Here is a 23,517-nt window from a genome sequence, read left to right as displayed (position 1 = left end):
GAGGTCTATATCCGCATCAGATCACGCCCGACCACGATCGGGCCGCTGTAGACCTTGCGCGCGCCCTCGGTCCACATTTCGTCGGTGATCGCCGGGTCGCCGCCGGGGACGAAGTGGTTCAGCACCAGCATCTTCGCGCCAGCCGCGGCGGCGATCCGGCCTGCGTCCTCGCTGGTGCTGTGGCTCTTGACCAGGTGGTCGAGCAGGGTGGGGGCGTTGTCGATGGTGCGGAGCAGTTTTTCCAGCGCCGGCAGGTACATCACTTCGTGGACCAGCACGTCCACGTCCTTGGCGAAGTCGGCCAGCGCCGGGTGGTAGGCGGTATCGCCGGAGAAGACCACGCTGCGGTCGCGGGCATCGAAGCGGTACGCGAAGGCCGGCTTGAGCGTGTAGTGGTCGACCAGCGAGCAGCTCACCTTGACCTGGGCGTTCTCCAGCACGATGCCGGGTGCGTCGAACTCGTGCGCGTGCAGCAGCGGCCGGAACGGCGGCCGGCCTTCCTCGCGGATGCGCGCCTGGATGTCGATCGCGTTCATTTCGACGAAGGCGTCGATCATCTGCGCGATGCCGGGCGGGCCGTACAGGTGCACCGGTGTGTTCAAGCCGCTGGCCCAGGCGAGCCAGACGACGTTGAGCAGGTCGGCGTTGTGATCGGAGTGGTGGTGGGTCAGGAAGATGTCGCGCAGCGACGGCAGCGCGATGCCGGCCTTGGCCAGTTGCTGGGCGACGCCGTTGCCGCAGTCGATCAGATAGGGCTGGCCTTCGATCAGCAATGCGTTGGCGGGTGCGGCGCGCAGCGTGGACGGAGTCGGGCCGCCCTTGGTGCCGAGCAGCACCAGTTGCGTGGCCGCGGACGTGTTGTCGCCGGAAGTGATGGGTGCTGGTGCGATGGCTGCACGCAGGCCGCCCAGTGGAACCAGGCTGGCCGCCGCCAATGCATTGCGGAGCAGATCGCGACGCGAGTGGTCGCGCTCGAAGAACGTCATGCGGGAGAACTCCTGGCGATGGGCACGGCAACGGGTCTGATACGGGTGTCAGCGTGGCAGCGTGCGAGGCACGGCGGATCGCGTGGCTGAGGTGTGCGAGCAGCGATGGATTCGGCAGTTCTGCGCATCTGCGCCACCGGCAACGCGATTACAGCTGTCCTTTCAGAGTGCGGTAGTCGCGTGGGGTCATGCCGACGGTGGCCTTGAATTGCCTTGCAAACGCGCTCTGATCGGCAAAGCCACAGTGCTGGCCGATCGAAGCGATGCTGTCTTCGCCATGCAGCAAGCGCATGGCCGCCTCGATGCGCAGCTTGGTCAGCAACTGCTGCGGCGTAACTTGAAATACCCGGCGGAAATGCCGCTCCAGTTGCGCGACCGACAGGCCGGCGAGATCGGCCAGCGTCTGCACGCGCACGTTGTCGCCGAAGCTGGCCTGCATGTATTCCATCACCCGGTTCAAGCGCTCGTAGGCGGAGTGCTTGCTGTCGGGCTGGCCGAGGTCGCGCGACACGCCGATGATGCCGATCACCTCATCGCCGTCGACCAGCGGACGCTTGAACGTCAGTGCCCAGCCCGGCATGCGATTCGGGTACAGGTGCATCTCCAGCTGGTTGTCGATCAGCTCGCCGCACAGCACGCGACGGTCCTGCATGATGTAGCTGCCACCGAGTGTCATCGGGAACACTTCCAGCGGCAGGCGGCCGATGACCTCGCTGCGCTGCTTGCGCCCGAGCCGGCGCACCAGGGTGAGGTTGCAATGGGTGTAGCGGCCTTCCCGATCCTTGACGAAGAACACCACGTCCGGGAGCGCGTCGAACAGCGTCTGCATCTCGAGGGCGGGCAGGTTGAGTTCCATCGTGTTCTCTGGCGTTGCGCTGGTACGAGGATGGGATTGCCGGGTGTGACCGGCTGCTCGATGCTAGCGCAAACCGTGGCCGTTCACGCAATCGCGTGTTATGCGGATTTCCGCATTTCCCGCCGGCATTCTCCGCTAGTCGGGATTGGGCGCCGAATGTGAGCATGGCGGCATGCACATCATCGACGTGATCGACTCCCACACCGCCGGCGAACCGACCCGTGTCGTGCTTGCCGGCTTCCCTGAATTGGGCGACGGCGACCTGGCCGAATGCCGCGACCGTTTCCGTGCCGAATTCGACCATTGGCGCAGTGCGATCGCCTGCGAGCCGAGGGGCTCGGACACGATGGTCGGCGCGCTGCTGCTGCCGGCGCGCGATCCGCGTGCCTGCACCGGGGTGATTTTCTTCAACAACGTCGGCTACCTGGGCATGTGCGGCCACGGCACGATCGGCGTGGTGCGCACGTTGCAGCACCTGGGGCGGATCCAGCCGGGTCGCCATTTCATCGAGACGCCGGTCGGTACGGTCGGCGTGGATCTGGACGCGGACGGGCAGGTGGCGATCGACAACGTCGAGAGTTACCGCCATGCGCAGGGCGTGCCGGTGCAGGTGCCGGGGCATGGCGAAGTGCGCGGCGACATCGCCTGGGGCGGCAACTGGTTCTACATCACCGAGCAGTCGCCGTGCGCGCTCGACCTGGCGCATCAGCGCGAGCTGACCACCTACACCGAGGCGATTCGGCAGGCGCTGGAAGCGGCCGGCATCACCGGGGCGGACGGTGGCGAGATCGACCATATCGAGGTCAACGGCCCGGCGCCGGACGGCAGCGGGCAGGCCCGCAACTTCGTACTGTGCCCGGGCTTGGCCTACGATCGTTCGCCGTGCGGCACCGGCACCAGCGCCAAGCTGGCGTGCCTGGCTGCGGACGGCAAGCTGGCCGAAGGCGAGGTGTGGCTGCAGCAGGGCATTCTCGGCAGCGTGTTCGAAGGCAGCTATCGCGCCGCCGGGCGTGGCATCGCGCCGCGCATTGCCGGCACCGCGTACATCACGGCGCGTTCGCAACTGCTGATCGATCCGGCGGATCCGTTCGCGTGGGGTATCCGGATCTGATGATCGGCTACGACCTCATCGTCGTCGGCGCCGGCATTGTCGGCGCGGCTTGTGCCGAGGCGGCGGCGGGCGAAGGGCTGCGCGTGGCGATCGTCGAGCCGGGCCCGGTCGGCGGCGGCGCCACGGCGGCGGCGATGGGGCATCTGGTGGCGATGGACGACGATCCGGCCGAGCTGGCGTTGTCGGCGTACTCGCTGCGCCTGTGGGAACGCTACGCGACGCTGCCGGAGGCCGAATTCAGCCGTTGCGGCACGTTGTGGGTGGCGCGCGACGAGCGCGAACTGGCGGCGGTACCGGCCAAGATCGCGCGGCTGGCGACGGCGGGCCTGAGCGCCGAGCCGGTCGATGCGCGCCAGCTCTACGAACTGGAACCGCACCTGGTGCCCGGCCTGGCCGGCGGCATGCGGGTGCCGAACGAAGCGGTGGTGTATCCGCCGCGGATGGCGCATTACCTGCTCGGACTGGCAACGCAGGCGGGTGCCACGCTGTACGCCGGCCGGCGCGTGATCGAACTGCTGGACGACGGCGTGCGCCTGGACGATGGCAGCACGCTGTCAGGGCCGGTGCTGGTTGCCACTGGCGTGGAATTGCCGCGGCTGCTGCCGGAACTGGTGCTGCGGCCGCGCAAGGGCCAGTTGGCGATCACCGATCGCTATCCCGGGCTGATCCATCATCAACTGCTGGAACTGGGCTATGCCGACTCCGCGCATGGCGATGCCGACAGCAGCGTGGCTTTCAACGTGCAGCCGCGTCCTACTGGGCAGATCCTGATCGGTTCATCGCGCGAGTTCGGCGCGGTCGATCGCGAGCTGTCGTTGCCACTGCTGCGGCAGATGCTGCAGCGTGCTTTTTCGTTCCTGCCGGTGTTGCGCGAGCTGCAGGCGATCCGGATCTGGACCGGGTTGCGACCGGCCACGCCGGACGGACGCCCGTATCTGGGCCCGGTGGCGGGACGTCGCGATGTCTGGGTCGCAGCCGGTCATGAAGGGCTTGGCGTCACCACTGCGCTGGGCAGTGCGCGATTGATCGTGGACAGCCTGCTCGGGCGTGTGCCGGCGATCGACCCGACGCCGTACCTGCCGGCGCGCGCGCTGCAGGGAGCGTCGGCATGAGGGATCTGGTCCGTCTTGAAGTAAATGGCCGGCAAGTGGATGTCCCCGCTGGTGCCAGTGTGGCGGCGGCGGTGGCGACGCTCGGCGTGCCGTTCCGGCGCTCGCGTGAGGGTCAGCCGCGTGCGCCGTTGTGCGGCATGGGCGTGTGTTTCGAATGTCGCGTGTGGATCGATGGCGTGGCGCAGATGCGTGCATGCATGACGCCGGTGCGTGCAGGCATGCGGGTGCAGACCGATGAGCAGACCGATGAATAGAGCTCATCACTACGACGTTCTGGTGATCGGCGCCGGTCCGGCCGGACTGGCGGCGGCACGTGCGGCTGCATCGCATGGCGCGCGTGTCGGCCTGGTCGATGCGCAGCCGCGTGCGGGCGGGCAGGTGTGGCGGCACGATATCGAACAGGGCGTGCCGGCGATGGCGCAGCGTGCGCTCGCGACACTGGCGATGCCCGGCGTGGAATGGCTGTCGCGCACCCAGGTGACACTGGCACAGCCGGGTTGGCTGCTGGCCGAGGGCCCACGCGGACCGCTGCAATTGCGCTATCGCGCGCTGGTGCTGGCCACCGGTGCGCGTGAGTTGCTGCTGCCGTTTCCGGGCTGGACGCTGCCGGGCGTGACCGGTGCCGGTGGTGCGCAGGCGCTGGCCAAGCAGGGCTGGCCACTGCGCGGCAAGCGCGCGCTGGTGGCCGGCAGCGGGCCGCTGCTATTGGCGGCGGCGGCGACACTGCATTCGCATGGCGCGCAGGTGCTGGGCATCCACGAACAGGCATCGGCGCGTGCGCTGCGCGATTTCGCACTGCGCTTGCCGCGTTGGCCGGGCAAGGCGGTGCAGGCACTGGCGCTGCGTGCGCGCTTGGCCAGCGTGGCCTATCGCACCGGCAGCGTGGTGGTCGCCGCGCATGGCGATGACGCGCTGCGCGAGGTCGAGATCGAAGGACCACGCGGGCGTGAGCGCATTGCCTGCGACCAGCTCGCGGTCGGTTACGGACTGGTGCCCAACACTGAACTGGCGCAACTGCTGGGTTGCCAGCTCGAATCGGTCGGACGGCATCCGCGTGTGCTGGCCGACGAGCTGCTGCGTACCAGTGTGAGTTGCGTGTTCGCGGCAGGCGAAGCACTCGGCATCGGCGGTCGCGACTGCGCGCTGGTCGAAGGCGCGATGGCCGGGCACATGGCCGCCGGCGCCGAAACCGCCGCACGCGCATTGAAGGAGCGCCGTCGGCATGCGCGCGCCTTCGCCACGCTGCTGCATGAAACCTTCGCGCTCGACCCGCGCATCCACGCACTGACCACACCCGACACGCTGGTGTGCCGCTGCGAGGACGTGCCATTGAGCGCGGTGCAGGGCATCGCCGATGCGCGTGACGCCAAGCTGGTCTCGCGCTGCGGCATGGGCGCCTGCCAGGGCCGCATCTGCGGTACCGCGCTGGCCGAGCTGGGCGTAAGCCGCCCTGAAACTTCTTCCGACGGTGGCCGCCGGCCGCCTCTGTTCCCGGTCCGCCTCGCGGCGCTGGCCGATTCCTTCAACTCCGATAACTCCGAGTCCCTCGGAAGAGCCCGCACATCCATGTGCGGGTTTTCAACTACCCACGAACCGCAAGAGACACAGCCATGAGCAATGCCACTTTCTGGAAGGGCGTCCTGCCCGCGATCACCACGCCGTTCCACGCCGACGGCAGCGTCGACCACGCGTTCCTCGCCAAGCACGCCAAGCAGCTGGTCGATGCCGGCTCCACCGCGATCGTCCCGCTGGGCTCGCTCGGCGAAGCCGCCACGCTGAGCTTCGACGAGAAGGTCGCGATCATCGAGACCCTGGTGAAGGCGGTCGGCGACCGCGTGCCGGTGGTGCCGGGTATCGCCTCGCTGTCCACCGCCGAGGCGGTGAAGCTGGCGCAGGCGGCCAAGGCGGCCGGTGCCGGCGGCCTGATGGTGCTGCCGGTCTACGTCTACACCTCCGACTGGCACGAGGCTTCTGCCCATGCGCGTGCGGTGCTGGGTGCGACCGACCTGCCGTGCATCCTCTACAACAACCCGGTGGCCTACCGCACCGACATCCTGCCGACGCAGATCGCGCAGCTGGCCAGCGGGTTCCCGAACCTGCAGGCAGTCAAGGAATCCTCCGGCGAAGTCCGTCGCTTCGCCGCGATCAAGGAACTGCTGGGCGAGCGTCTGGTGCTGCTGGTCGGCATGGACGATGCGATCGTCGAAGGCCTGGCGATGGGCGCCGAGGGCTGGATCGCCGGCCTGGTCAACGCCTATCCGGTCGAGTCGGTGAAGCTGTTCGAACTGGCTCGCGACGGCGGCTACAAGGCTGCGGCGGAGCTGTACAACTGGTTCCTGCCGCTGCTGCGCCTGGACACCGTGCCGAAGTTCGTGCAGCTGATCAAGCTGGTGCAGGCGAAGGTCGACCTGGGCAGCGAGACCGTGCGTGCACCGCGTCTGGTGATCGAAGGTGCCGAGCGCGAGGCTGCGCTGAAGGTGATCGATCACGCGATCGCGACTGCGCCGAAGCTGTGAAACAAGCCCCTCTCCCGCGCGCGGGAGAGGGGCAGGGGTGAGGGGTGCCGCAAGGAAGCGTCGCTGTCCGTGAGATGAAATGCGTCGCCACGCGCCCGGATGGTGAACAATCCGGGCTTGCGTGCGTTCCGCGATGGTTTTGCTTGCTGGCGTGTGGCGACGCGTTTGTCGTGGTGGCTTCCGCAGGTTTTCTGCGGTGCCCCTCATCCGCCCCTTCGGGGCACTTTCTCCCGCATGCGGGGGAAGGGAATGATCCAGTGCAACGAGGTTTATGCAATGAACGATGCGATCCAACCTGTCCTGCTCGCCGGTGCCTGGCAACCGAGTCTTGAGGTGAAGGGCAGCTTCCGCGCCGCCGATCCGACCACCGGCGAGGCGATCGGTCCGGTGTTCCCGGTCAGTGGCCCCGCCGACGTCGAGGCCGCCGTCGCGGCGGCCAGCGCCGTTGCCGCCGAGCTGGCCGCGTTGCCGGCGGAGAAGATCGCAGCGTTTCTTGAGGCGTATGCCGATGCGCTCGACGCCGATGCCGACACGCTGGTCGCACTCGCGCATGCCGAGACCGCGTTGCCGGCGCCCACGCGGCTGCGCGGCAACGAGCTGCCGCGTACCAGCGGTCAGCTGCGCCAGGCAGCCAAGGCGGTGCGCGGCTACACCTGGACCAACCCGGTGATCGATACCGCAGCCGGCCTGCGTTCGCATCTGGCGCCGCTGTCCAAACCGGTGGTGGTGTTTGGTCCCAACAATTTTCCGTTCGCCTTCAACGCGATTGCCGGCAGCGATTTCGCCTCGGCGATCGCTGCGCGCAACCCGGTGATCGCCAAGGCGCACCCGCTGCATCCGGCCACCAGCCAGCGCATGGCGCAGTTGGCGCATCAGGCATTGCTCGCCAGCGGCTTGCCGGCGGCGACGGTGCAGTTGCTCTATCACGTCGACAACCCGACCGGCCTGAAGCTGGCCGGCGATGCGCGGATCGGCGCGATCGGCTTCACCGGCAGTCGTGGTGGCGGGCTGGCGCTGAAGGCCACCGCCGACGCGGCCGGCATTCCGTTCTACGCCGAGCTGTCCAGCGTCAACCCGGTGTTCATGCTGCCCGGTGCACTGGCCGAGCGCGGTGAGGCACTGGCGCAGGAATTCTTCGCCTCGTGCACGCTCGGCAGTGGTCAGTTCTGTACCAACCCCGGTGTGGTGATCGTGCCGCGCGACGCCGCTGGTGATGCTTTCGTTGCTGCGGCCAGCGCACATTTCGCCGCGGCTGCGCCGATGGTGCTGTTCTCGCAGAGTGGTGCCGATCACGTCGCACACGGCGTGGACACGCTGCGCAAGGCGGGCGCGGAGGTGCTGGCGGTGGCATCGGATGCGGGGCAGGGCGGTTTCCGCTATCCGCCTACGCTGCTGTCGGTGGATGCGGTGGATTTCCTGGCCGATCCACGCGCCCTGCAGACCGAGGCGTTCGGCCCGGTCAGCCTGCTGGTGCGGGTCGACGATACCGACGAGATGGTCGCGGTCGCACGTGCGTTCGAAGGCAACCTGACCGGCACGCTGTACCGCGCCGCCGATGGTTCCGACGATGCCGCCTGGCAGGCGATCGCGCCGGTGCTGCGTGCCCGCGTCGGTCGACTGAGCAACAGCAAGATGCCGACCGGCGTTGCGGTCAGCGCTGCGCAGAATCACGGTGGGCCATTCCCGAGTACCGGACATCCGGGTTTCACCGCGGTCGGCATGCCGGCGGCGATCCATCGCTTCGCCGCGCTGCACAGCTATGACGCCGTGCCCGATGCGCTGCTGCCGGTGGAACTGCGCGATGCCAATCCTGGCTGCGTGCAGCGCCTGATCGATGGACAGTGGAGCAGCGCCGACGTGGGGGCGCAGGCATGAGTGCGCAGATCGGTCATGTGAGCCTGGCCGAAGCACAGGCGCAGTTGCGTCCGTGGATGCAGCGTGCGCCGGCGATCTCCGGCAGTGAATACCAGCAGCGGATCGAGAAGGCGCGCGCGTTGCTGCGCTCGCTCGGTGCGGATGCGTTGTTGGTCAGCGCCGGTACTTCGTTGCGTTATTTCGCAGGCGTGCCGTGGGGTGCCACCGAGCGACTGGTGGCATTGCTGGTCACGGTCGAAGGCGATCCGTTGCTGATCTGCCCGGCGTTCGAGGAAGGTTCGCTCGACGCAGTGCTGAAGATTCCCGCGCTCAAGCGTCTCTGGGAAGAACACGAAGACCCGTACGCACTGGTCGCACAAGCGATGGCCGAGCGTGGCGCGCGCACGCTGGCGCTGGATCCCGGTGCCGCGTTTGCGATCCACACCGGCCTGCGCGTGCATCTGGACGCGCAGGTGATCGTCGATGCCACCCCGATCATCGACGGCTGCCGGCTGTGCAAGTCGCCGGCCGAACTGGCGCTGATGCAGCAGGCCTGCGACATGACCCTGCAGGTGCAGCGCCTTGCCGCCGGTATCGCCCGTGAAGGATTGGGCACCGACGAACTGGTGCGCTTCATCGACAGCGCGCATCGTGCGCTTGGTGCCGACAACGGCTCGACCTTCTGCATCGTCCAGTACGGCCACGCCACCTCGTTCCCACATGGCATCCCCGGCGTGCAGCACCTGCGCGAAGGCGAGCTGGTGCTGATCGATACCGGCTGCACCGTGCAGGGCTATCACTCCGACATCACCCGCACCTGGATCTTCGGCACGCCCGACGACGACCAGCGCCGGATCTGGGATCTGGAAAAGGCGGCGCAGGCCGCAGCGTTCGCGGCGATCCGCCCGGGCGTGGCCTGTGAGGACGTGGACAACGCCGCGCGCGCAGTGCTGGAAGCGGGTGGACTGGGCCCGGATTACCGCCTGCCGGGGCTGCCGCATCGCACCGGCCACGGTTGCGGGTTGGCGATCCACGAGGCGCCGTACCTGGTGCGTGGCAATCGCACCGCGCTGCAACCGGGCATGTGCGCCAGCAACGAACCGATGATCGTGGTGCCGGGCAAGTTCGGCGTGCGGCTCGAAGATCATTTCTATGTCACCGAGACCGGCGCGCAGTGGTTCACGCCGCCGTCGGTGGCGATTGACCAGCCATTCGCGTGAAAGAAGCGGTTTGTGGGAGGGACTCTGCGTGGCCTAGGGCCATCAGTCCCGACGGGCATTACCGGCAAGGCGTCGGGACTGATGGCCCTAGGCCACGCAGAGTCCCGCCCACATGCCAAGCAAAACAGAACCACCACCATCTTCCGGAGTGATTGCATGCCGCTGATCCGACCTCTTGCCGTTTCCTTGCTGGCCGCCGCGCTGCTGTCGGCCTGCGGATCGTCCCAGCCGCCGGCCGCGCCGAAGGCGGAGTCGGCCAGCGCCAGCGCCACGCCGGAACAGGCCGCGCAGGCTTTCGACACGCTGCTGGATACGCAATGGCAGTACCAGCTCGAACACAACCCGGAATTCGCCAGCATCATCGGCGACAAGCGCTACAACGATCGCTGGAGCGATCACTCGCTGGCCGCGGTCGAGGCCGACCGCAAGGCCACCGACGATTTCCTGCAGCGCTTCAAGTCCATGGATCCGGCCACGCTCGACGAGCAGCGCCAGCTGAGCCTGCAGATGATGCTGCGCCAGTTGCAGGACGCGCTCGACTCGATCGATCTGAAGAACTATGAAATGCCGCTGGAGCCGGTCGGCGGCATCCAACTGGCGCTGGCCGGCTATGGCGACGCGTTCACGTTCGAGAGCGCCAAGGACTACCAGGACTACATCAAGCGTCTGCAAGCGGTGCCGGGATTGATCGATCAGGTGATCGAGGTCTCGCGCCAGGGTGCGAAGGATGGGCTGGTGCAGCCGCGCTACCTGCTGGAGAAGCTGCCCGGGCAGATCCGCAAGATCGCCGCATCGAAGGGCGCCGACAGCCCGTTCGCCTCGCCGCTGAAGAAGCTCGACAAGGCCGTGCCCGATGCCGCCCAGCGCGACGAACTGCGCAAGCAACTGGTGGCGGCAGTCGATCAGCAGGTGCGTCCGGCCTACGAGAAGCTGGCCGTGTTCGTGCAGGACGAATACGCAGCCAAGGGCCGCGAGCACGAAGGCCTGTGGTCGCTGCCGGATGGCGACAAGCGCTACGCGTTCGCGATCCACATCCAGACCACCAGCGACAAGACGCCCGAGCAGATCCATCAGATCGGCTTGCAGGAAGTGGCGCGGATCGAAGGCGAGATGACCACGATCGCGACCTCGCTGGGTTACAAGGATCTGGCGAGCTTCCGCAAGGCGGTGGACACCGACAAGTCGCACTTCGCCAAGAACAGCGAGCAGATCCTCGATCTGTATCGCGGCTACATCGCCGGCATGGAGCCGGAGCTGCCCAAGCTGTTCGGGCATCTGCCGAAGACCCCGCTGATCGTGCAGGCGATGCCGGCGTTCCGTCGCGAGGCGCCGGGTGCCGAGTACTGGCAGAGCAATCCGGAAGGCACCAAGCCGGCGATCGTGATGGTCAACGCCAACGATGCCACCGAGCGCACGCTGGTCAACATCGAGACCACCGCCTACCACGAGGGCGTGCCGGGCCATCACCTGCAGATCTCGCTCGCGCAGACGCTGCCGCTGCCGCCGTTCCGGCAGCAGGCCGGCTACAACGCCTTCATCGAAGGTTGGGCGCTGTATGCCGAGCGCCTGGCCCAGGAGATCGGCTTCTACAAGGATCCCTACAGCCGCTACGGTCATCTGGCCGGCGAGCTGCTGCGCGCCAACCGGCTGGTGCTCGACACCGGCGTGCACTACAAGCACTGGACCCGCCAGCAGATGGTCGACTTCTTCCACGCGCATCCGTCCGATGACGAGCCGAGCATCCAGGCCGAGACCGATCGCTACATCGTCTGGCCGGGGCAGGCGCTGGGTTACAAGATCGGTCAGCTGGAAATCCTGGCGCTGCGCGCCAAGGCCGAGAAGGAACTGGGCGGCAAGTTCGACATCCGTGCTTTCCACGACGCCATCCTCGGCGGCGGTGCGATGCCGCTGGACCTGTTGGATGCACGCATCGAGGCCTGGATCGCGAAGGTCAAGGCCAGCACCGCGCCGGCGAAGGAGGGCGTGTGATGCGACGCCCCATGGCATTCGCATTGGCCTGGTGGCTGGCTGTGGGAGCGACTTCGGTCCCGACCGCGGGTCATGCAAGTTCTCTCGGGACTGAAGTCCCTTCCACAGAAAAAGCTGCACCGGGCGCCGATGCCGCCACGCGCTTCAAGGCGCTGTACGAGCGCGAGTGGAAGTGGCGGCAGCAGCAGTTCGCCGGGGCCGATGACGAGAACGGCCCGGGTGCGGCCGCCGATCACCTGCCCAAGGTCGATCCGGCCACGCAGCAGGCGCGTACCGCGTACTGGCAGCAGGTCATACGCGAACTGGACGCGATCCCGCAGGATCAATTGCCGCAGCCCGAACTGGTCAACTACCAGGTCTATCGCCAGCAGATCGAGGTGTTTCTCGACCAGCAGCGTTTCCACGCCTGGGAGATGCCGTTCAACAGCGACACCGCGTTCTGGAATGATCTCGGCTTCACCGCGCGAGGCAGTTTCCGCACCGCCGAGGACTATCGGCGTTACCTCGGCCAACTGGCCGACATCCCGCGTTACTTCGACGAACAGATCGCCAACATGCGTGCCGGTCTGGCGCGTGGTTTCAGCCAGCCGCGGGTGACGCTGGACGGGCGCGATGAATCGATCGCCGATGTCGCCAATGCGACGGGCGAATCCAACCTGTTCTACACCCCGTTCAAGCGGATGTCGGCGACGATCCCGGCAGCCAGGCAGGCCGAGCTGCGCAAGCAGGCACTTGCGGTGATTTCCGCCAAGGTGGTGCCGGCGTACTCCAAGCTGCTCGGCTTCATGCGCCAGGAGTATTTCCCGAAGGCGCGCACCAGCCTGGCGGGCGAAGCGTTGCCCGATGGCAAGGACTACTACCGTGCGCAGATCCGGGAATACACCACGCTGGACCTGAGCCCTGAGCAGATCCACGAGCTGGGCTTGAAGGAAGTGGCACAGCTGCGCAGGCAGATGGACGAGACCATCGTCGCCAGCGGCTTCAAGACGCCGGCCGGAGAGCAGACCTTTCCGGCGTTTCTGCACTTCCTGCGTACCGATCCGCAGTTCTATCCGAAGACACCGGAGGAACTGCTCAAGGATGCAGCCTGGATCGCCAAGCGCGTAGATGCCAAGGTCGGCGATTACATCGGCAGGCTGCCGCGCAGGCGTTTCGCGATCGAGCCGGTGCCGGCCGATCTGGCGCCGTTCTACACCGGTGGTCGCGGTGGCCCGGGCATCTATCTGGTCAACACCTACAACCTGTCGTCGCGGCCGCTGTACAACCTGCCGGCGTTGACGCTGCACGAGTCCTCGCCCGGCCATGCGTTGCAGATGCCGCTGGCGGCGGAGGACACCACGCTGCCGGACTATCGACGTTACGGCTACATCTCCGCCTACGGCGAGGGTTGGGCGCTGTACTCGGAGTATCTGGGGCAGGAGATGGGCATGTACGAGACGCCCTACGATCGCTTCGGTTATCTGACTTACCAGATGTGGCGTGCGTGCCGGTTGGTGATCGACACCGGCATCCATCATTACGGCTGGAGCCGCGAGCAGGCGATCGCTTACCTGCGCGACAACACCGCGCTGAGCGAGCACGAGGTCACCACCGAGGTCGATCGCTACATCGCGTGGCCGGGGCAGGCGCTGTCGTATTACCTCGGCGAGCTGAAAATCCTGGAGCTGCGCCACAAGGCCGAGGCGGCGCTGGGCGAGAAGTTCGACATCCGTGCGTTCCACGATGCTGTGCTGCAGACCGGTTCGGTGCCGCTGCCGGTGCTGGAAGCGCAGATCGATCGGTTCATCGCCGGTGGTGGTAAGTCGCCTTGGGCGGATTTCGCGGCAGGCGAGCAGTAGGCATGGACTGAAGCCCCTCTCCCACCGAAAGAGGGGTTGGGGTGAGGGCACGGGCGAAGCCTCGTGATGTTTGGATTGCACGAGGCTTCGCCCGAACCCTCATCCGCCCCTTCGGGGCACTTTCTCCCCAGGGGAGAAGGGGAGCTAGATCACTTCATTCCAGGGGGAAATCCATGGCAGCACAAGGCAAGTTCCACAAGAGTCTGAGCCTGACCGACCTGACCTTCATCGGGCTCGGTTCGATCTTCGGTTCCGGCTGGCTGTTCGCTGCCAGCCACGTCTCGGCGATCGCCGGGCCGGCCGGCATCCTGTCTTGGGTAGTCGGCGGCATCGCGGTGTTGCTGTTGGGATTGGTGTACTGCGAACTCGGCGCGGCGTTGCCGCGTGCCGGCGGTGTGGTGCGCTATCCGGAGTATTCCCACGGTGTGCTGCTCGGCTCGCTGATGGGTTTCATCACCTTGATCGCGTTCTCCAGCCTGATCGCGATCGAGGTCGAGGCCTGTCGCCAGTACGCCGCGGCCTGGTTCCCGTCATTGAGCCAGCCGGACAGCTCGCATCCCAGCGTGGCGGGTTGGCTGTTGCAGTTCTTCCTGCTGGTGCTGTTCTTCCTGCTCAACTACTTCAGCGTGAAGACGTTCGCGCTGGCCAACAACATCGTCAGCGTGTTCAAGTTCGTGGTGCCGGTGCTGGTGATCGTGCTGCTGCTGACGCATTTCAATACCGACAACCTGCAGGTGCACGGTTTCGCACCGTTCGGTGCGGCCGGCGTCGAGGCGGCGATCTCGGCCGGCGGCATCATCTTCGCCTACCTCGGCCTGACTCCGATCGTCTCGGTCGCCAGCGAGGTGCGCGATCCGCAACGCACGATCCCGATCGCGCTGATCCTGTCGGTGGCGCTATCCACGGTGATCTATGTGTTGCTGCAGCTGGCGTTCCTGGGCGGTATTCCGGCCGATCATCTGAGCGGTGGATGGGCCGGCATCGACAAGGCGTTCTCGCTGCCATACCGCGACATCGCGCTGGCGCTGGGCATGGGCTGGTTGGCGACGCTGGTGGTCTGTGACGCGGTGGTCTCGCCCAGCGGCACCGGCAACATCTACATGAACGCCACGCCGCGCGTGGTCTACGGCTGGGCGCGCAGTGGTGGCTTCCTGCCGGTGCTGACCAGGATCGACGAGAAGTCCGGTATCCCGCGCCCGGCGCTGTGGCTGAGCTTTGCGCTGTCGGTGTTCTGGACGCTGCCGTTCCCGTCGTGGGAGACGCTGATCAACGTGGTATCCGCCGCGCTGGTGCTGAGCTACGCGGTGGCGCCGGTGACGGTGGCGGCGCTGCGGCGCAGTGCACCGGAGTTGCCGAGGCCGTTCCGGGTGAGCGCGTTCGGTGTACTGGGGCCGCTTTCGTTCGTGGTCGCCGCGTTGATCGTGTATTGGTCGACGTGGAAGACGCTGTCGTGGCTGCTCGGCCTGCAGGTGCTGGTGTTCGTGGCCTACGTGCTGTTCCGGCTGCCGTCGCGCGAGGCGCGCCCACGCCTGCTGCGGCAGGTGCGCGGTTCGCTCTGGTTGATCGGTTTCTATGTGCTGGTGATGGGCGTGTCGTACCTGGGCACCTTCGGTGGCACCGGTGCGATCGCGCATCCGTGGGACACGTTGACGGTGGCGGTGATCGCGTTCTTCGTCTACCACTGGGGCGCGCGTACGGGCCTGCGCAGCGACGAACTGGCGCTGGAAGAGGATGACGGGGAGTAGTTTTGCCTTTGTAGGAGCGGCTTCAGCCGCGATGAGGCTTTACCGGGAAAGCCTCATCGCGGCTGATGGCCCTAGGCCACCCAGAGCCGCTCCTACGAGAGCATTACCGGAGATATCGGGGAACGCATGAGAAAAATCCTTGCCGTACTGCTGCTCGGCTGGCTTGGCACTGCTCAGGCCACGCCGGCACCTGCCGACTACGCGCGCTCACTGGGCCTGCGCGAGGCATGGAGTGGCCTGACCCGTGATGTCGCCTTCCCGGCGCAGTGGCGCGATGACGGGCGCTTCTACTACCGCAAGACGGTCGAGGGCGGATTCGCTTTCGTACTCGGCGATCCGGCCAGCAGTGCGACGCAGCCGGCGTTTGATGCGTCGCGATTGGCGCAGGCGTTGTCGAAGGCCGGCGGTCGCAGCTATGCGCCGCTGCGACTGCCGTTCGATCGCTTCTACTACGTCAGTGCGGGTGCCGACCCGTATGGCGCGATCCGCTTCGGTATCGACTATGCATCGTGGCGCTGCACGCTGACCGACTATGTCTGCGCGCAGGAACCGGACAAACAGCGTCCGCACGGTTTCGGCGTGGTACGCGATCTGCGCGTGCCGGCCGACAACACTCCGCATCGCTCGCCGGACGGGCAGTGGGAAGCGTATGTCGAGGGCTATGACGTGGCGCTGCGCCATCTCAGTGATGGTCGCGTTGCACAGCTCACCAACGATGGTCGTGTTGACGCTTTTTACGATCCGGAAAGCATTGCCTGGGCGCCGGATTCGCGTCATTTCGCGCTGTATCGGGTCAAGCCCGGCGATGCGCGGTTGGTGACGCGGGTGGAGTCCTCGCCGTCGGACCAGTTGCAGCCACGCGTGCGTACCCAGCTCTATCCCAAGCCGGGCGATGCGGTCGATATCGAGCGGCCGGTGCTGTTCGGCGTGGATGGTGCGCGCCGCGAGATCGACGATGCGTTGTTCAGCAATCCGTACTCGTTGTCACCGATCCAGTGGCGTGCCGACGGCGGCAGTTTCAGCTTCCAGTACGTGCAGCGCGGTTTTCAGCGCATGCGGGTGATCGCGGTGGATGCCGCCGGCGGCAAGCCGCACGCAGCGGTGGAAGAGAACGCCAAGACCTTCGTTTACGCCGACCGGAGCTTCGCCCATGAAGTTGACGATCTGGGCAAGGAGATCATCTGGATTTCCGAGCGTGACGGCTGGCGTCACCTGTATCTGATCGACGGCAGCAGCGGCCGCGTGAAGCGCGCGATCACCCACGGTGACTGGGTGGTGCGCGACGTGCTGCGGGTGGACGACCGCCAGCGCCGGATCTGGTTCGCGGCCAGCGGCATGGATGCGGGCAAGGATCCGTACTACCGCCAGTTGTTCGCGGTGGACTTCGACGGTTCGCACCTGACCCGGCTCACCCACGCCGATGCCGACCATGACGTGGCGATTTCCGACGACGGCGCATGGTACGTGGATGTGTATTCGCGCCCCGATCTGGCGCCGGTCGCCGAGCTGCATCGTATCGATGGCGTGCCGGTGCGCACGCTGGAGCACGGCGATATCTCGCGTCTGCTCGCCGCCGGCTGGAAGCCACCGCAGAGCTTCACCGCCAAGGGGCGCGACGGCAAGACCGATATCTGGGGCATGGTGGTGCGTCCGCGCGACTACGACCCGGCCAGGAAGTATCCGGTGATCGAGAACATCTACGCCGGTCCGCACGACTCATTCGTGCCGAAGACGTTCTGGCCGTTCGGCTATCACTCCGGCGGCGACAAGCAGATCGGCATGCAGGCGTTGGCCGATCTCGGCTTCATCGTGGTGATGATCGATGGCATGGGCACGGCCAATCGTTCCAAGGCCTTCCATGATGTGGCCTGGAAGAACCTCGGCGATTCCGGCTTCCCCGACCGCATCGCCTGGCACAAGGCGATGGCGGCGCGGGATCCGTCTTACGACATCACCCGTGTCGGCATCTATGGTGCTTCGGCCGGCGGCCAGAGCACGCTCGGCGCGCTGGAACGTCATCCGGATTTCTACAAGGCCGGCGTGGCGATGGCCGGTTGCTACGACAATCGCATGGACAAGATCAGCTGGAACGAGCAGTGGATGGGCTGGCCGGTGGACGACAGCTATGCGCGCGCTTCCGGCGTGGTCAACGCCGGCAAGCTGCGCGGCGACCTGCTGCTGATCGTCGGCGAGCAGGACAGCAACGTCGATCCGGCCTCGACCGCACAGGTGGTCAATGCCTTGATCGCCGCCGGCAAGGATTTCGATCTGCTCGATGTGCCGGGTGGTGAACACGCGGTCGGACGCTCCAGCGGGCCGATCGATTACGTCACCCGCCGCATGTACGACTTTTTCGTGCGCCATCTGCAAGGCGTGCCGACACCTCGCTGGAATTCGCTGGAGGAAAAACCGTAATGAAGCCCGATATCAGGAATGTGGGAGGGACTTCAGTCCCGACAAGACTTACCGGTAAAGCGTCGAGACTGAAGTCCTTCCCACAACGAGCGCTGATGTTGTTCGGGCTGCTGTTTCCGCTGCTGGGATGGGCCGAGGAGATTCCACGCTACGTCACCGACAACGGCCGCCACACGCTGTACGTGGACGGCGCGCCGTATCTGGTGCTCGCCGCGCAGCTGCACAACTCCAGCGTGTGGCCGGCGGTGCTGCCGAAGGCGATGGACGAAGCGCAGGCACTGAACGTCAACACGGTTGAAGCGCCGGTGTACTGGGAACAGTTCGAGCCCGAGCCGGGTCGCTACGACACGAGCAGCATCGACCTGCTGATCGCCCAGGCGCGGCAACGCGGGCTGCGCCTGGCATTGCTGTGGTTCGGCACCTGGAAGAACGGTCAGATGCACTACGTACCGGAATGGATCAAGCGCGATGAGGCGCGTTATCCGCGCATGCGCGACGCCAACGGCGAACCGGTCGACGTGCTTTCGCCACATGCGCCGGCCAATGTGGAGGCGGACGAGCGTGCATTCGCCGCGCTGATGCGCCACCTGCGCAAGGTCGATGGCGACAAGCGCACGGTGATCCTGGTCCAGGTCGAGAACGAACCGGGCGCGATCGGCACCGTGCGCGATTTCGGTCCGCTCGGCGAGGCCGCTTTCGCCCGGCCGGTGCCGACGGAAATCGTCGCGAAGCTGGGCAAGCCGGCTGGCAGCTGGCAACAGGTGTTCGGCAGCGATGCCGCCGAGGCGTTCAACGCCTACAGCGTCGCTGCTTACATCGAACAGGTCACCGCCGCCGGCAAGCGCGAGTACCCGTTGCCGATGTATGTGAACACCTGGCTGCGCTACAAGGGCAAGCGCTATCCGGGCCTGGACTATCCGTCCGGCGGCGCCACCGTCAACGTGTTCGAGCTATGGCGCGCGGCCACGCCGTCGGTCGATTTCATCGGCACTGATCTGTATACCGACGACTACAACGAGTTCACCAAGGTCGTCGGTCAGTACGCGCGTCCGGACAACCCGGCGTGGATTTCCGAGACCGGGTTCGACGCGACCACTGCGCCCTACCTGTTCCATGTGTTGGGGCAGGGCGGCGTCGGCTTCTCGGTGTTCGGTATCGACGATAATGCCGACAGTGAGGCCAACCGCGCCGCGATCGCCGCGCATAAGGCCAGCTTCGGATTGGTGGCGCCGATCGATCGAGTATTGGCCAAGGCCAGTGCCGAAGGCCGGTTGCAGGCCATCACCGAGCAGCCCGGCCAGCCGCAGCGCGTGCTGAAATTCGGCGATTGGCAGGTCACGGTGTCGTTTGGCGCGCCGCACTGGGGCGAAGCGCCGCCGATCCTGCCTGGCACTACCGACCATGCCGGTCGTTTGCTGGTGGCCCAGCTCGGCCCGGACGAATTCCTGGTTACCGGTTTCGCCGCGCGAGCTGAATTTTCCCGCCAGGCGGCCGATAACCTGCATGGACAACTGTTGCGGGTGGAGCAGGGTCGGTACGTCGACGGGCGCTGGCAGTTGGAGAAAGTGCTCAACGGCGACGAGACCGATTACGGCCTCAACTTCCGGGCGTCCGATCCGCCGATCATGCGCGTGCGGGTCGGGACGTACTGAGCGACAGCGGTCCAGCGCATCCCCCTTGGACCCACGTCATGAGCATTGCCTCGATCGCTACCTCTGGAATGAACGTCGCGCAACTGCGGCAGACCGCAGCGGCAAGCAATATCGCCAGCGCGATGGTGCCGGACGCACAGCGTGTGGGCGTGGATGCCAGTGCGCTACCGGACGGTGGCGTCACTGGCAGCCTGGTCGCTGCGCCTGATGACGCCGACGGCATGACGACCGACCTGGTCTACAGCGTGTCGGCCAGCAGCGACTTCGAGGCCAACGCCGTGGTGGTGTCGCGCAGCGACGAGATGATCGGCAGCCTGCTCGACATGCTGGCTTGAGGGCGGATCCGGGTGGCGCAGGCGAACGCCTTTGCCAGTCCTGATGATGCCAAGTGCTGGCTCGGAGGCGCAGAAGCCTCTTGTGGGAGCGACTTCAGTCGCGACGAGCGAAGGGGTAAGCGTAGCGGCGTCGGATAGCGTCGGGACTGAAGTCCCTCCCACAGAAAAATCCTTTGAGGAGTCCGGGGGAGTCCTGAGAGGGACGCTTGCACAAGCTCCGCTTTACGAAGAGGTGCCGCGGGCGAGCTGGGCCCGTTCGGGAGCGTCGGCTTCCAGTGCGGCCAGGCGCGCGAAGAATGCTTCCATCGCGCGATAGATGCCGTTCTCGGGTAGTTCGGCGCCGACGAAGTCACTGATCTCGGCCATCTCCGGGGCCCAGCGGTAGGCCTTGGGCAGCATGTCGGGCAGGGCCGGGCCGAGGCGCCGCAGCAGTTCCGGGCGGCTGTGGCCCAGTTCGGCCAGCAGCGCTTCGCGCGCGCCGTGGCGCTCGGCGGCCAGCAACATGCAGGCACCGAGTGCGGTCAGGCCCTTGTTGATGCCGGCGTAAGCCATCTTCAGTGCGGAAGCGGCGCCGATCGGGGCCGCCATGTCGTGTGCATCCAGTCCTCCCGCACGCAGTCGCGTGACCACTTCAGGTGCCGGTTCGCCGGCGAGGTGCAGCGTCGGTCCGGGACCGTCCATGCCCGGCGGCAGGCCGATGATGCAGCCATCGACGAAGGCCGCGCCGGCACGGGCGATCTCGGTGCCGACTTCGCGTGCGCTGTCGGGATTGATCGCGTTGAGGTCCACGTAGATCGGCGGCGGCCCGGCATGCCCGGCCCGCACCAGCGTGGCGAAATGGCGCGCCAGCGGCAGTGCCCGGTTCGGTGGCACCACCGACAGGAATACCTCGGCCTGCAACAGCCCGGCTTCGTCGGCCACGGGCTCCAGGCCGGCGTGGCGGGCACGTTCGGTACTGGCGTCGCTGCGGCCGTGCAGCGAGGTCAGTACGCGGATGCCGTGCGCATGCAGGCGCGCGCCAAGCGCGGCGCCCATCGCGCCCGGCGCGACCAGGGCGATGGAAGGGACGGCGGTGGGCATGGTGGCACTCGGTGGGGGAGGACCTTCAGCATACGCCGGCGTCCCGGTGCCCCGTGGAGATGCTCAGCTGTGCACGATTCCGCATTGCGGCCAGCGTCAGGCCACAAGACGGGAAAGGCGCCATTGCGCACGATGCGCTAAGTCCAGACTTGGAGAATCACGACCATGGATCGCCGAAGCTTCCTGCGTGGCGGCATCGCCGCAACTGCCTTTGCCGGCATTGCGCCGGCGTTTTCCCGTGTCGATGCGGATCCGGCGCACGACCTCGTCCCGGTCGCGCCGGCGCTGCGTCCCGTGGTCGCCACGGAGCTGGAGGGATTCACGCAGTTGTGCGGATTCCGGCATCGCGATCAGGCGTGGGTCGTGCACGAGGATCTGCGCACGCCGCAGGGGGCGCTGGTGCTGGCCTGCGCGGAGGGCGTGCTCGACCTGGGCAAGCGCACCGAGGCGGTGTGGGGCAGTGCGGGCATGCCGTACTTCGGCATGAAGCTGGCCGAGGTGGCGATGGCCGAGGCCGATCTGCTCGCCGATCATCTGCTGCGCGACGGTGACCCGCGCGAGCACGAGGTGCGCGATGCCGCGCCGCCGCCGGCATCGCGGCTGGATCCGAAGGATTACGGTGGCCGTCTGCCATGGACCACCTTTGTCGGCACGGTGCAGGGCAACGACACCATGCAGATCTACCCGGACGGGCGCAGCCGCACCTACCGGGCGATCCAGTACTTTCCCGAGCTGGCGGATGCCGACAAGGTTGCGCATCGCGAGGAAGGCCTGCTCGGTGGCTGGTTGCCGGCGGTGCACAAGGTGGTGCCGGCCGGCGAAGGCATCTGGTACGACCTGATCGTGTTTGCCGACGTGAACGCGCACGACCGTTTCGTGGTGCAGACCTGGCATCGCGCGGTGCGGGTGGAGAACGGCAAGGCGGTGAAGACTGTCTACGGCTACAGCTATCCGGAATATCCGCCACGTCGCAGTGGCGCGAGTGCTGAGGACTTCTATCGCGGCCTGATCGATTTCGCCGGTTACTGGCAGGCGCGTCTGGCCGATACCACGGTGGTGAAGTTGCCCGATCCGAGCTGGGCCGACATGGCGAGTTTCGCCTTCGCGCGCGAGCTGGTGGTACGCCCGCTTGGGGTCTATCCCAAGTACGGCGCGGTCGATCGCGACTACTACGGCAATGAGTACGACGGCTTCCAGGACACCTTCACCAGCTCGCTGTACGCCAACCTCGAATGGGGACGTTTCGCGCAGGCGACGGCGGTGCTCGACAACTACTTGTCCGAGTACACCCAGCCTGATGGCTTGATCAACATGCGTGGCCCGGAGACGGGGCAGTTCGGGCTCACGTTGTCGCTGCTGGCGCGTTACCTGCGCTACACCGGCGATGCCGCGTTGTTGCGCAAGCATCGCGGAAAAATCGCAGCCACCGCGCAGATCCTGGTCGAGCTGCACGACGCCGCATTGGTGCTGCCGAAGAACGATCGTGGTTACGGCCTGATCCACGGCTGGAACGAGTCCGATGCCTGTCTGTATCCGGATCCGTCGCTGTGGTGGAAGCCGTACTTTGCCAATAGTGCGTTGGCGATCCGTGGCTGGGAAGATCTTGCTGCGGTGTGGACCACGCTCGGCGGTAGTGGCGCCGAGGTCACGCAGTGGCGCGCACGTGCCAAACAGCTGCGCGTACGTCTGCTGCAGAGCATTCGTGGCGATATCCGTCGCGATCTCTCACCGCCGTACCTCGGGCCATTGCCGGGCACCACGCAGACCTTCCGTGAGGCGATGTCGCAGGAAGATCCGAGCAAGAGCGAGCAGCTGTGGTCGCACCGTGCCTATGCCGAGTTGTTGCAGGCCGATGTGCTGCCGTCGGATCTGGCGAATCTGGTGATCGACTGCCTGCGCGGCCATGGCGGCACCACGCTTGGCATCGTTTCCAACATCTGGAAGCCGACGCCGGAAGGGCGTGACATCCTGGGCTTCATCTCCTACGGTCATGCGCAGCAGTTGCTGCGATTGGACCGGGTCGAGGAGTACCTGCTGTTCCTGTACGCGCACCGTTACCAGGCGCATACGCGTGGCAGCTGGACTGCAGGTGAGGTCGCCGGCATCACCGGCGGCATGCCGCTGTTCTGCATGCCGGCGCAGATGACGGTGCCGCTGCTGTTGCGCTGGATGCTGGTGTTCGATCAGGACGACGCGTTGTATTTCGCACGTGCGTTGCCTCGCGATTGGCTGGGAAGTGGCAAGCCGATCGTGTTGCGTGATGCGCCGACGCCGTGGGGGCGGGTGAGCCTTCATCTGCAGGCTGATCCGGGAAAGGGCACGATCAGCGGACGTGTCGAGCTGCCGGAGCGTGCGCCGTCGCAGGTCTGGCTCAGTTTGCGTGTGCCTGCGGGGAAGACTTTGCATGAGGTGCGGGTGGATGGGCGTTTGGTGTCGTTGGGTGGGCCTAAGCGTGATCGGGTTGCTTTGCCGGTGAAGGGTGGGGGGAGTGTGGTGGTGTTGGCGCGGTATGTTTGAGTTTGTGTTTGAGTTCGTGCGGCTGGATGTTTGAATTTTTCTGATAGGAGGATGTTTGCGCTTGCATCGCCTTACTGAGGGTGGCTGCTTGCGCGGGGTGCCTCTACCGTCGTCCCCGCGAAGGCGGGGACCCAGCGACTTCCGCGCCATCTCTCTGCCGTTCCCCACTATGTCTCTACCGTCATCCCCGCGAACGCGGGGGCGAAGCGCCACTGCTTGCGAGCCACTGGCTCGCGTGGTGCTGAGCGCCATCGGGCTATGCCCGATGGCCGGGGATCGAAGATCCATGGA

At 66.4% G+C, this 23,517-nt stretch carries 16 protein-coding genes and 1 pseudogene; 14 read left to right on the top strand and 3 right to left on the bottom strand.

Annotated features, from left to right (window positions below; genetic code table 11):
* Nucleotides 1-5 precede the first annotated feature (5 nt).
* The gene (locus AC3WJE_RS15410) at nt 6-986 is read right to left on the bottom strand and encodes an MBL fold metallo-hydrolase (protein ID WP_493731700.1); all 981 of its coding nucleotides are present in this window, start codon (nt 984-986) and stop codon (nt 6-8) included.
* A gap of 148 nt (nt 987-1,134) precedes the next feature.
* Nucleotides 1,135-1,842, bottom strand: a complete 708-nt coding sequence (locus tag AC3WJE_RS15405; protein WP_493731699.1) for a helix-turn-helix domain-containing protein — start codon at nt 1,840-1,842, stop codon at nt 1,135-1,137.
* Nucleotides 1,843-2,014: 172 nt separating this feature from the next.
* Here AC3WJE_RS15405 and AC3WJE_RS15400 point away from each other — a divergent pair, with 172 nt between their 5' ends.
* From AC3WJE_RS15400 to AC3WJE_RS15340, 13 genes and pseudogenes are all read left to right on the top strand, one after another.
* On the top strand, nt 2,015-2,953 hold the full coding sequence (locus AC3WJE_RS15400; RefSeq protein WP_493731698.1) for a proline racemase family protein: 939 nt from the start codon (nt 2,015-2,017) through the stop codon (nt 2,951-2,953).
* Nucleotides 2,935-4,065: an NAD(P)/FAD-dependent oxidoreductase gene (locus AC3WJE_RS15395; RefSeq protein WP_493731697.1), complete on the top strand. Its 1,131-nt coding sequence runs from the start codon at nt 2,935-2,937 to the stop codon at nt 4,063-4,065. The genes AC3WJE_RS15400 and AC3WJE_RS15395 overlap by 19 nt, the downstream gene beginning before the upstream one ends.
* Nucleotides 4,062-4,319 carry a (2Fe-2S)-binding protein gene (locus AC3WJE_RS15390; protein WP_493731696.1) on the top strand — a complete coding sequence of 86 codons (258 nt, stop codon included), beginning with the start codon at nt 4,062-4,064 and terminating at the stop codon, nt 4,317-4,319. Before AC3WJE_RS15395 ends, AC3WJE_RS15390 begins: the two co-directional genes overlap by 4 nt.
* A 4-nt stretch (nt 4,320-4,323) precedes the next feature.
* A pseudogene (locus tag AC3WJE_RS15385) lies at nt 4,324-5,679 on the top strand (FAD-dependent oxidoreductase); the annotation flags it as partial.
* Nucleotides 5,676-6,581, top strand: a complete 906-nt coding sequence (locus AC3WJE_RS15380; protein ID WP_493731695.1) for a dihydrodipicolinate synthase family protein — start codon at nt 5,676-5,678, stop codon at nt 6,579-6,581. The pseudogene AC3WJE_RS15385 and the gene AC3WJE_RS15380, both read left to right, overlap by 4 nt.
* A gap of 276 nt (nt 6,582-6,857) precedes the next feature.
* A complete protein-coding gene (locus AC3WJE_RS15375) occupies nt 6,858-8,456 on the top strand; it encodes an aldehyde dehydrogenase family protein (protein WP_493731694.1) in 1,599 nt (532 codons plus the stop codon).
* Nucleotides 8,453-9,655 (top strand): M24 family metallopeptidase, encoded by a 1,203-nt coding sequence (locus AC3WJE_RS15370; RefSeq protein WP_493731693.1) that lies wholly within the window; start codon nt 8,453-8,455, stop codon nt 9,653-9,655. Before AC3WJE_RS15375 ends, AC3WJE_RS15370 begins: the two co-directional genes overlap by 4 nt.
* A 156-nt stretch (nt 9,656-9,811) precedes the next feature.
* The gene (locus AC3WJE_RS15365; protein WP_493731692.1) at nt 9,812-11,644 is read left to right on the top strand and encodes a DUF885 domain-containing protein; all 1,833 of its coding nucleotides are present in this window, start codon (nt 9,812-9,814) and stop codon (nt 11,642-11,644) included.
* Nucleotides 11,644-13,482 carry a DUF885 domain-containing protein gene (locus tag AC3WJE_RS15360; RefSeq protein ID WP_493731691.1) on the top strand — a complete coding sequence of 613 codons (1,839 nt, stop codon included), beginning with the start codon at nt 11,644-11,646 and terminating at the stop codon, nt 13,480-13,482. Before AC3WJE_RS15365 ends, AC3WJE_RS15360 begins: the two co-directional genes overlap by 1 nt.
* A 173-nt stretch (nt 13,483-13,655) precedes the next feature.
* Nucleotides 13,656-15,227 carry an APC family permease gene (locus tag AC3WJE_RS15355; RefSeq protein ID WP_493731690.1) on the top strand — a complete coding sequence of 524 codons (1,572 nt, stop codon included), beginning with the start codon at nt 13,656-13,658 and terminating at the stop codon, nt 15,225-15,227.
* A 126-nt stretch (nt 15,228-15,353) separates the two neighbouring features.
* On the top strand, nt 15,354-17,642 hold the full coding sequence (locus AC3WJE_RS15350) for a S9 family peptidase (protein ID WP_493731689.1): 2,289 nt from the start codon (nt 15,354-15,356) through the stop codon (nt 17,640-17,642).
* A gap of 95 nt (nt 17,643-17,737) precedes the next feature.
* Entirely contained in the window at nt 17,738-19,294 is a 1,557-nt protein-coding gene (locus AC3WJE_RS15345) for a DUF5597 domain-containing protein (protein WP_493731688.1), read from the top strand.
* Nucleotides 19,295-19,332: 38 nt separating this feature from the next.
* Nucleotides 19,333-19,629: a flagellar basal body rod protein FlgC gene (locus AC3WJE_RS15340; RefSeq protein WP_493731687.1), complete on the top strand. Its 297-nt coding sequence runs from the start codon at nt 19,333-19,335 to the stop codon at nt 19,627-19,629.
* A gap of 222 nt (nt 19,630-19,851) precedes the next feature.
* Here AC3WJE_RS15340 and AC3WJE_RS15335 read toward each other — a convergent pair whose 3' ends face one another.
* Entirely contained in the window at nt 19,852-20,709 is an 858-nt protein-coding gene (locus AC3WJE_RS15335; RefSeq protein WP_493731686.1) for an NAD(P)-dependent oxidoreductase, read from the bottom strand.
* A 165-nt stretch (nt 20,710-20,874) separates the two neighbouring features.
* On the opposite strand from AC3WJE_RS15335, the gene AC3WJE_RS15330 reads away from it, so the two are divergent.
* The gene (locus tag AC3WJE_RS15330) at nt 20,875-23,226 is read left to right on the top strand and encodes a hypothetical protein (RefSeq protein ID WP_493731685.1); all 2,352 of its coding nucleotides are present in this window, start codon (nt 20,875-20,877) and stop codon (nt 23,224-23,226) included.
* Nucleotides 23,227-23,517 lie beyond the last annotated feature (291 nt).

The sequence above is a fragment of the Pseudomonas sp. GW821-FHT07E12 genome (assembly GCF_058986605.1).
Note: the sequence above shows the minus strand (reverse complement) of the source record. Positions and strands in the feature narration are given on the sequence as shown.